The organism is Kitasatospora sp. NPDC059803, assembly GCF_042732255.1.
Taxonomy (GTDB): domain Bacteria; phylum Actinomycetota; class Actinomycetes; order Streptomycetales; family Streptomycetaceae; genus Kitasatospora.
In genome coordinates, this window is the sequence record NZ_JBHWIJ010000323.1 from 1 (window position 1) to 9,149 (window position 9,149).

Annotated in this window: 7 protein-coding genes; 2 read left to right on the top strand and 5 right to left on the bottom strand. The window is 73.2% G+C overall.

Annotation, left to right across the window (positions count from 1 at the left end; translation table 11 throughout):
• Positions 1-22: 22 nt before the first annotated feature.
• From ACFV6I_RS33785 to pdxH, 5 genes are all read right to left on the bottom strand, one after another.
• A complete protein-coding gene (locus ACFV6I_RS33785) occupies positions 23-1,258 on the bottom strand; it encodes a cytochrome P450 (RefSeq protein ID WP_380429527.1) in 1,236 nt (411 codons plus the stop codon).
• Positions 1,259-1,497: 239 nt separating this feature from the next.
• On the bottom strand, positions 1,498-2,337 hold the full coding sequence (locus ACFV6I_RS33790) for an aminoglycoside N(3)-acetyltransferase (protein WP_380429530.1): 840 nt from the start codon (positions 2,335-2,337) through the stop codon (positions 1,498-1,500).
• A gap of 15 nt (positions 2,338-2,352) precedes the next feature.
• Positions 2,353-4,800 (bottom strand): FxsB family cyclophane-forming radical SAM/SPASM peptide maturase, encoded by a 2,448-nt coding sequence (locus ACFV6I_RS33795; RefSeq protein WP_380429532.1) that lies wholly within the window; start codon positions 4,798-4,800, stop codon positions 2,353-2,355.
• A gap of 41 nt (positions 4,801-4,841) precedes the next feature.
• Positions 4,842-5,024, bottom strand: a complete 183-nt coding sequence (fxsA, locus tag ACFV6I_RS33800) for an FxSxx-COOH cyclophane-containing RiPP peptide (protein ID WP_063348191.1) — start codon at positions 5,022-5,024, stop codon at positions 4,842-4,844.
• 495 nt (positions 5,025-5,519) lie between these two features.
• Complete coding sequence (gene pdxH, locus ACFV6I_RS33805) at positions 5,520-6,152, bottom strand: pyridoxamine 5'-phosphate oxidase (RefSeq protein ID WP_063351198.1); 633 nt, start codon at positions 6,150-6,152, stop codon at positions 5,520-5,522.
• A gap of 416 nt (positions 6,153-6,568) precedes the next feature.
• On the opposite strand from pdxH, the gene ACFV6I_RS33810 reads away from it, so the two are divergent.
• Positions 6,569-7,669, top strand: coding sequence for a citrate synthase 2 (locus ACFV6I_RS33810; RefSeq protein ID WP_350877533.1), 1,101 nt, complete (start codon positions 6,569-6,571; stop codon positions 7,667-7,669).
• A gap of 223 nt (positions 7,670-7,892) precedes the next feature.
• A complete protein-coding gene (serC, locus tag ACFV6I_RS33815) occupies positions 7,893-9,011 on the top strand; it encodes a phosphoserine transaminase (protein WP_063348193.1) in 1,119 nt (372 codons plus the stop codon).
• Positions 9,012-9,149: the final 138 nt, after the last annotated feature.

The following is a 9,149-nucleotide window of genomic DNA, read 5'->3' on the forward strand; positions in this document are numbered from 1 at the left end:
GCCCTTCCCCCAGGTGCCGCCGTCACACTGCGGTGGGCCTCGGGACGATCCAGAGCTCGGCCGGGCCGCTTATGATCACGGACTCCAGACGGGCCGGCGTCGGGCTGGCCGGGTCCAGGGCGCTGCCGGGGTAGGCGCCGAAGAGGCCTTCCAGGGCCACTTCGGCCTCCAGCCGGGCCAGGGGTGCGCCGAGGCAGAAGTGCGGGCCGTAGCCGAAGGACAGGTGCTCCTTGTCGGGGCGGGTCGGGTCGAAGTCGTCCGGCCGGTCCGGGTGGACCTCCGGGTCCCGGCCGGCCGCGCCGAATCCGAGCAGGATCGGCTCGCCCTGGCGGATGACCACGCCGTCGCCGAGGTCGATGTCCTCCAGCGGGTAGCGGAGCGGGATGTGCATCACCGGGCTCTCGTGGCGCAGGGTCTCCTCGATGACGTCCTCCCACGCGAGGGTGCCCTCGCGGACCTGGGCCAGGTAGCGGGGGTGGGTGAGGAGCGCCTGGACGGCGCTGGTGATGAGGTTGACCGCCGTCTCGTACCCGGCGCCGAGCATCAGGAAGAGCTCGTCGCGGGACTCCTCCTCGGCACGGCCCGTGTCGCCGCCGGTGCTGACGGCGGCCACGTCGCTGGCGAGGTCGGGGCCGGGGTCGCGCCGTTTGAGCTCCAGCAGTTCGACCAGCACCACGTTGATCTCCGCCCGCGCGACCGTCATCTGCTCGGTCGTCGCCGTCGTCGTCAGCAGGGTGTCCATCGACCGGCCGATCTGCGGCCGCATGTCGGCGGGCACGCCGAAGAGGTCGCAGATCACCGTCATGGTGAGCGGGAGCGAGAGGGCCCGGCGGATGTCCACGGCCTCGCCGGGGGCGAGGTCACGGAACGCGCCGACCAGGGCGGCGGTCGTCGCCTCGATCCCGGGCCGCAGCGAGGACACCCGGCGGGGCGAGAACGAGGGCGCCATCCGTCGCCGTGCCGAGCGGTGTTCGTCGCCGTAGCGGTTGAAGAAGTTCTGCTGGAACGCGATCGGGCCCATCGGCCACCCCTCGGGCACCGCGGCCAGGCCGGGCCAGTGCTTGCGCGGGTCGCGGGAGACCCGCGGATCGCCGGTCAGGGCACGGATCACCGAGCTGCGGGTCACGGACCAGGCGACGATGCCGCCGGGGAGTTCGACCCGCACGGCGGGCCCGGCGGCGCGGAGCTCCGCGTTCTGCTGGTGCAGGGCCCGGCCGGTCATGTCCAGCACCGGGCAGCCGTTGTCGTCTGGAGCCATGGCATTGCTCCTCAGGATCTCTCGGGGGTGCCCCAGCAGTCCGTGCCGCGACACGTCCTGCCGTGTCCGGGGCCTGTGCTCCGTTCTAGAGCGGCACGGAGCGGTCGTCAACGGACCGCGACGGTGCTACCAGGATCATCCAGCCAGACGGACTGTGCACCGTCTACACGGGAAGTCGGCGGGGCCGACTTCCTACGCACCAGGACGCTGAAAAGGACCGGCCGGGGCGCGCGGGGGGCTCAGGGGCGGAGGAGGTGTTCGGCGAGGTCGACGGCTTCGCGGAGGGGGACGAGGCGGCAGTCGGTGGTGCCGAGGTGGGTGGTGGTGATGCCGGTGGCGGCGGCGAGGACGCGGGTGCCGAGGTCGGCGAAGTGGAGGTCGTCGAGCTCGGGGGCCCGGAAGGTGAGCCAGCCGTCGGGGCCGACGCAGCGGTATTCGCGCAGGGGGACGTCGGGCATGCGCTGGTCGGCGAGGTGGAAGGCGGTGAAGCGGGCCATCGGGACGCCGAGCATCAGCACCCGGGCGTCGAGGTCGTAGAGGCGTCCGAGCGGGGACTCGGGGCCGAGGTGGGAGGTGAGGGGGTGGTGGGCGGTGATCTCGCGGGCGTGCCGGCCGAGGGCCGTCCAGGAGGTCTGGGGGTGGCGGCTGCGCAGGGCGCCGGGGCGGGTGCGGATCTCCTCGGAGAGGGCGCCCATGGTCGGCGAGCAGGGGGTGGTCGCCGGGTCGAACCGCGGCATCCGGGCCCGGTAGGCGGCGGTCTCGGCCGGGGTGAGGCCGGCGGTGGCGGTCTGGTGGATGCGCGAGGTGGCGGAGTTCTCGGGGGTGGCGGTGTAGGCGACCAGGGTGCCGCCGGGGCCGAGGACGTGGAGCAGCGCGTCGGCGACGGTGGCGGCGCCGCCGTCCACCGGGCCGAGGGCGCGCAGGGAGGCCTCGACGTGCACCACCATGCCCGGGCGGACGCCGAGTTGGGCGAACCCGGCGGCCAAACCCCCAGCGGTGAGGGCGGTGCCGGCGAGAGCAGTGCCGGCGAGAGCAGTGCCGGTGAGAGCAGTGCCGGTGAGAGCAGTGACGGTGCGCATGGCCGCTCCTCTGGGTCAGACCTCGGCGTGGCGGGCGTGGCCGCGCTCGTGACCGCGCTCGTGGCGGGCCCGTTCGGCGGCCCGTTCGGCGGCGGCGGGCACCGGTACGGCGAGCCACGGTGCGACGCTCTCACGCATGCCGTCGGCGAAGCGCAAGCCGAGCGCCGTGAGGGCACCGGATCCGGCCAGCCGGTCAACGGCTTCGGCGGTGTACCGGCGCCAGAGCGCGAACTGGGTGCGAGCCCGGTCGGCGGCCTCGCCCGGCAGCCCGTCGTAGGCGAGCGCGCGGGTGCCCCAGTACTCGGTGACGGCGAGGTGCGCGTAGGTGCCCTGGAGCAGGCCTTCGAGCGGGCGCGGGTCGGGCCGCCACGGCGCGAGGTACAGCTGGTCGTCGGCCGGGTCGTGGAGGTCCAACAGGTCCAGTACGGCGCCGAGTTTGACGTGCTGGAACTCGTGCGCGAGCAGCAGTGCGAGCGTCGGCGCGGTCGCGGGCCGGGCGATGCCGACCGCGCCGTGGGCCTGCCGGGCGGCCGAGCTGACGTCCCGCCCGGTGGGGCCCGGCCGTAGCGGGGTGATGGTGGTGAGGCCGGCCCGGAGGCCTTCCGCGTACGCGGGCAGGTCGTGCCCGAGCAGTTCCCAGGCTTCGCGCAACGCGCCTGTCCAGTCGAGCAGTTCGCCGTCGGAGAGCCGGCCGGCCACGGCGTGGTCGTGGCTGTCGCGCAGCGGGTCGACGTCCTCCAGGGTGACCGTCCACCCTCCGGCCAGCCGGACCCGCCGCAGCGGCTGGTCCAGGGCGGCGGACACCGATCCGTCGGACGCCCGCACGCTGAACCCGTCGGCCAGGCCGGTGACGACCGCCTCGCCGTCCGGGGCGGCGGTCCGACCGAGGGTCGGCAGGTGCAGCCACCCGCCGCGCACCGGCACCGCGACCGCGTCCCCCCGCCCGGCGCGGACGGCGGCGGCGGCGGCCAGGGCGGCCAGCGGGCCGAGCCCGACGGTGAGGTCCCCGGCAAGCCGGCGGGCGGCCCAGGCGCGGGCGTACGGGTGGGCGAGGACGGCGTCGACGGCGGCGGGTGCGCTCGCGTCGAGTTCGGACAGCAGCGCCCAGGCCGCCGATCCGGGCTGCCCGGAGGCGTCCCAGGCGGCGGCCAGCATGGCCCGGGTGAGGGCGAGTTGGGCGCGGGACAGGGCCCGTACGGTGTCCTGGTCCCCGTACCCGCGGGCGAGCTGGTCGAGCTGCCGCTCGGTGAGGGTGGCCGGCACCACCGGCTCCCCGGCCTGGGCGGGCACGGAAGGACCCACCGCGGCGGCGGAACCGGCGGCGGAACCAGCGGCGGCAGCGGAACCGGCGGCGTCGCCGGCGAGTTCGTTGATGAGCTTCATGAGGTCACCGCAGTAGACGGAGGGATTGTCGAAGCCCGTGTCGGCCCGGTACCGGTGGGCGTACAGGCCGCCGCCGCAGCTGCGGACGACCGGGCAGGCCCGGCAGGCGGCGCTCAGCCCGGCCAGCCCCGACTGGCGGGCGGTCATGCCGGGGTGCAGCGCGACCTGGTCGAGGCTGTGCGTGAAGACGTCGTACCCCGTCTCCGGCGCGCCGTCGTAGGCGGTCTTGAGGCTGTCGGCCTGTTCGAAGCTGCCGTCCGTCTCCAGGACGACGAGGTCGGAGGGTTCCAGGCCGAGCGATTCGGTGAGGCTGGAGAGCCCGTGCAACGTCCGGTGGACGGATTCGAAGGTGCGGACGGCGAACGGGCGGCCGTCGGCGTCCCATCTCCGGTACACGGCCAACAGCCAGTCCGCGTAAGGCGTTTGCGCACCGTCGGCGGCCGGTTTCGGCCGGTCCTCCCAAGTGGCGTGCGGCAGCAGGAAGTCGACGGCGGGGGGGTCGAGTTCGGCCAGGGCCCGGTAGACGGCGTCCGGGTCGTTCTCGATGTCGACGGTGCAGAGCAGCCCGGCGTAGAGGTGCCGGTACGCGGGCCGGCGCAGCCGCTCGACCGCCCGCAGGACGTGCGGGTGGCTGCTGCGGCCGTCGGCGAAGCGGCGGTGGCGGTCGTTGGCGGCGCGGTCTCCGTCGAGCGAGATGCCGACCCTCATGCCGACTTCGGCGAAGAGTTCGCAGTAGGCGTCGTCCAGTTGGACGCCGTTGGTGTGGATGCGCAGGTCGAGTGCGCAGCCGGGCGGCAGGGCCACCCGGAGCGCCTTGGCCGCGTGGCGTAACCGGTCCGGGCCGGCGAGCAGGGGTTCTCCCCCGTGCAGGACGACCCGGACGGCGGGCAGCCGGTGTGCGGCCGCGTGGTCGCCGATCCGCTCGGCGATCTTGTTCAGGACTTCGTCACCGATGACCTTGGGGCGTCGACGCCAACTGGTGTCGGCGTGCTCGTATACGTAGCAGTGATCGCAGGCAAGATCACACCGGCTGTGCACTTTCACGACGAATTGGGTGAAAGGCAGCGGAGTTGGCGTCATGGTCGATCGGATTCAGCCGGAGCCGACGGTCAGTCGGCCGATCAGATGGAGGAGTTGAAGGCCGCGACCGGCACCGCACCCGCACCGGTGTCGGGCAGGGCTCGTCGGATCCTGGCAGAGAGTTCCTCGGCGCCGAGCTGGGCGAGGTCGGCCAGTGAAGGCCGGATTTCGCCCTGAGGCTCCGTCAGTTCAGTGCGGGGCATGGTGTCCAGTGCGGGTGTCATGTTCGATTCTCTTCCACGATGGGGGTTAGAGAGAAGCAGGGCCGGGTATATACGTCGGCCTAGTCGACCAGGGTACTGCCAGCACGTGGGCTGCGCCGTGCTCTTGCGCGCCCCTAACAGCCCACTACCCCCTTCACGCAGCGAAGTCTCGCCAAAAGTTCACCCACTCGGCGGTCGCGTGACGGCACCTGACCGGCGCACAGGGGCACGGCTTCGCGCCGCCGAACCCACCCCGGCGGCGCCCCTGCGCCAACGTACGGCCGCCGACCCGGCCCGACCCGCTCCACCGGCGCGGCCGGAGCCCCCTCCCCCGACGCTCGCGCCCCACCCGAACCACCGGTGGGCGAAGGCCAGTTGGCGCGATTCGACAGCGCCCAACACTCTCCCGCCTCCGCACGACGGCGAGCCCGACGGCGGACCCGACGAACCCGACCAGCCCAACGGCGGACCCGCCGACGGACCCGCCGGTATTCGAACGCCTCGCAGACCCGCCCGCTACGGGCAGAGCCGCTCCACCCGCCACCCGCCCGCTCCGGCCGGATCGGCGAAGTAGCGCAGCCGGTCGTGCAGTCGGTTCTCCCGCCCCTGCCAGAACTCCACGCTCTCCGGGATCACCCGGTACCCGCCCCAGAACGGCGGCACGGGCACGCCCTCGCCCTCCGGGTAGCGGCGCTCCAGTTCGGCGTAGCGCTGTTCGAGGACGTCGCGCCCGCCGACCGGGCTGGACTGCTCGCTGGCCCAGGCGCCGAGCTGCGAGCCGTGCGGCCGGGTGCGGAAGTAGGCGGCGGTCTCGTCCCGGCCGACCTTCTCCACCCGCCCCTGGACGATCACCTGGCGGGCCAGCGCGATCCACGGGAACAGCAGCGCGGCGTGCGGGTTGGCGGCGAGCTCGGAGCCTTTGCGGGAGCCGTAGTTGGTGAAGAAGACGAAGCCGCGCGCGTCGTAGCCCTTGAGCAGGACGGTGCGCGAGCTGGGCCGCCCCTGGGCGTCGGCGGTGGAGAGCACCATCGCGTTGGGCTCGACCACCCCGGCGTCGTCCGCCTCGTGGAACCAGCGGGTGAACTGGGCGATCGGCTCGGGCGCGAGCTGTTCCTCGACCAGGCCCTCGTGGGTGTAGTGCTTGCGCATCACGGTGAGGTCCGGTCCGGGCCGGGCATCGTCGGCCAGGATCCGGGTGGCGGGGCTCAGGGGCGTCGACTGGGCGCGTTCCGGGGTCTGCACGTCAACATCATCCCGTACGACAAGCAACCGGCACCGCTACCTCCGGACAAACCCCGGTGGGAGATAAGGTGTCCCGCCACCGCTCGACCGCCCCCCGTAAGGTGAATTGTCCCGAACCAGGCGTTTGGTTCCGGAGATTCCCGGGCACGACCGACCCTCGGCGGAAAAGTCAAGCGGGCCCAAGCGCAACATCACCATGGTGGTGTATGGCGCAATGCACCCGGTGCCTGTCACTCTGGCACCGAGTGCCAACCACCATTCGGTCACTGGCGCGCCGCCCCACCACGGCGCAGCGCCGATCGCAGAACTGAAGGAGCCGTCGTATGTCCGACTTCGTACCCGGGCTTGAGGGAGTCGTCGCGTTCGAGAGCGAGATCGCCGAACCCGACCGTGAAGGCGGCGCGCTGCGGTACCGCGGTGTCGACATCGACGACCTGGTGGGCCACGTCTCCTTCGGCCACGTCTGGGGCCTGCTGGTGGACGGCAAGTTCAACCCCGGCCTGCCGGCCGCCGAGCCGTTCCCGATCCCGGTGCACTCCGGTGACATCCGGGTCGACGTGCAGTCCGCGCTCGCCATGCTCGCCCCGGTCTGGGGCCTCAAGCCGCTGCTCGACATCTCCGCCGAGCAGGCCCGCGACGACCTCGCCCGCGCCGCCGTGATGGCACTGTCCTACGTGGCCCAGTCGGCCCGCGGCCAGGGCCTGCCGATGGTCCCGCAGAGCGAGATCGACAAGGCCGAGACGGTCGTCGAGCGGTTCATGATCCGCTGGCGCGGCGAGCCGGACCCGAAGCACGTCAAGGCCATCGACGCCTACTGGACCTCCGCCGCCGAGCACGGCATGAACGCCTCCACCTTCACCGCCCGCGTCATCGCCTCCACCGGCGCCGACGTGGCGGCCGCGCTCTCCGGCGCGGTCGGCGCGATGTCCGGCCCGCTGCACGGCGGTGCGCCCTCCCGCGTGCTCGGCATGATCGAGGAGATCGAGCGCACCGGCGACGCCACCACCTGGGTCAAGAACGCGCTGGACCGCGGCGAGCGCCTGATGGGCTTCGGCCACCGCGTCTACCGCGCCGAGGACCCGCGCGCCCGCGTGCTGCGCCGCACCGCCAAGGAGCTCGGCGCGCCGCGCTTCGAGGTCGCCGAGGCGCTGGAGAAGGCCGCGCTGGAGGAGCTGCACAACCGCCGCCCCGACCGCGTGCTGGCCACCAACGTCGAGTTCTGGGCCGCGATCATGCTGGACTTCGCCGAGGTGCCGGCGCACATGTTCACCTCGATGTTCACCTGTGCGCGCACCGCGGGCTGGTCGGCGCACATCCTGGAGCAGAAGCGCACCGGCCGGCTCGTGCGCCCCGCCGCGCGCTACATCGGCCCCGGCCCGCGCCGCCCCGAGGAGATCGAGGGCTGGGACGCCATCGGCCACTGAGCCCACCGAGCGCCCCGAGCGCTCCGAGCGCCCGCCGAACGCCCCCGGGCGCCCCGGGCGCTCCGCGTCCGCACCACCCCCGAGCAGCGGGTCCGGCCTCCGTCGGGCCCGCTGTTTCCGCAGTTCGGGCCGGCTGTTTCCGCAGCTGGGAGCCGTGAAGATCACAGTCTCAGCGTGCGGACGACCGTACCCCGGGCGGCGCCCCGGCCGGTAGGCTGCGCGCGTGGCTCAGATCCAGATCCCCGCTGACATCAAGCCCGCAGACGGCCGTTTCGGCTGCGGACCGTCCAAGGTGCGCCCCGAGGCCCTGAGTGCCCTCGCCGCCACCCAGACCTCCCTACTCGGCACCTCGCATCGCCAGGCCCCGGTCAAGAACCTGGTCAAGCGCGTACGCGAGGGCGTGAGCAGCCTCTTCTCGCTCCCCGAGGGCTACCAGGTCGTCCTCGGCAACGGCGGCTCCACCGCCTTCTGGGACATCGCCGCGTTCGGCCTGGTGCGGGAGAAGTCCCAGCACCTGGACTTCGGCGAGTTCTCCTCCAAGTTCGCCTCCTCGGTCAAGGCCGCGCCGTGGCTCGCCGAGCCGAGCGTCATCAAGACCGCCCCGGGCACCCACCCGCTGCCGGTCGCCGAGGCCGGCGTCGACGTCTACGGGCTCACCCACAACGAGACCTCGACCGGCGTCGCGATGCCGATCAAGCGCCCGGTCGGCGCGGACGAGGGCTCGCTGGTCCTGGTGGACGCCACCTCGGGCGCCGGCGGCCTGCCGGTGGACATCACCGAGACCGACGTCTACTACTTCGCCCCGCAGAAGTCCTTCGCCTCCGAGGGCGGCCTGTGGCTGGCCGCGTTCTCCCCGGCCGCCCTGGAGCGCGCCGCCGAGATCGCCGGCTCCGGCCGGTACATCCCGCCGTTCTTCGACCTGCCGACGGCCATCGACAACTCGTCGAAGGACCAGACGTACAACACCCCGGCGATCTCCACCCTGTTCCTGCTGGCCGACCAGCTGGAATGGCTGAACGGCAACGGCGGGCTCGACTGGGCCGTCGCCCGTACGGCTGATTCCTCGTCCCGGCTGTACGCGTGGGCCGAGAAGTCCTCCTACGCCAGCCCGTTCGTGGCGAACCCGGCCGAGCGCTCCCAGGTGGTCGGCACCATCGACTTCGACGAGTCGGTGGACGCCGCCGCCGTCGCCAAGGCACTGCGTGCCAACGGCATCGTGGACACCGAGCCGTACCGCAAGCTGGGCCGCAACCAGCTGCGCGTCGCGATGTTCCCGGCGATCGACCCGGCGGACGTCGAGGCGCTCACCCACTGCATCGACTACGTGGTCGAGCAGCTCTGAGCGATCCCGTGCACGGCTGAGGGCCCCCCCCCCCCGGGCGGGGGCCAACACCCCTGCCGGCGGGGCCACCCCCCCCGCCCGCCCAGCCCCGCCCACCACCCCCGCCGGCGAGGGGGCCCCCCCGGCGGGGGCGGCCCC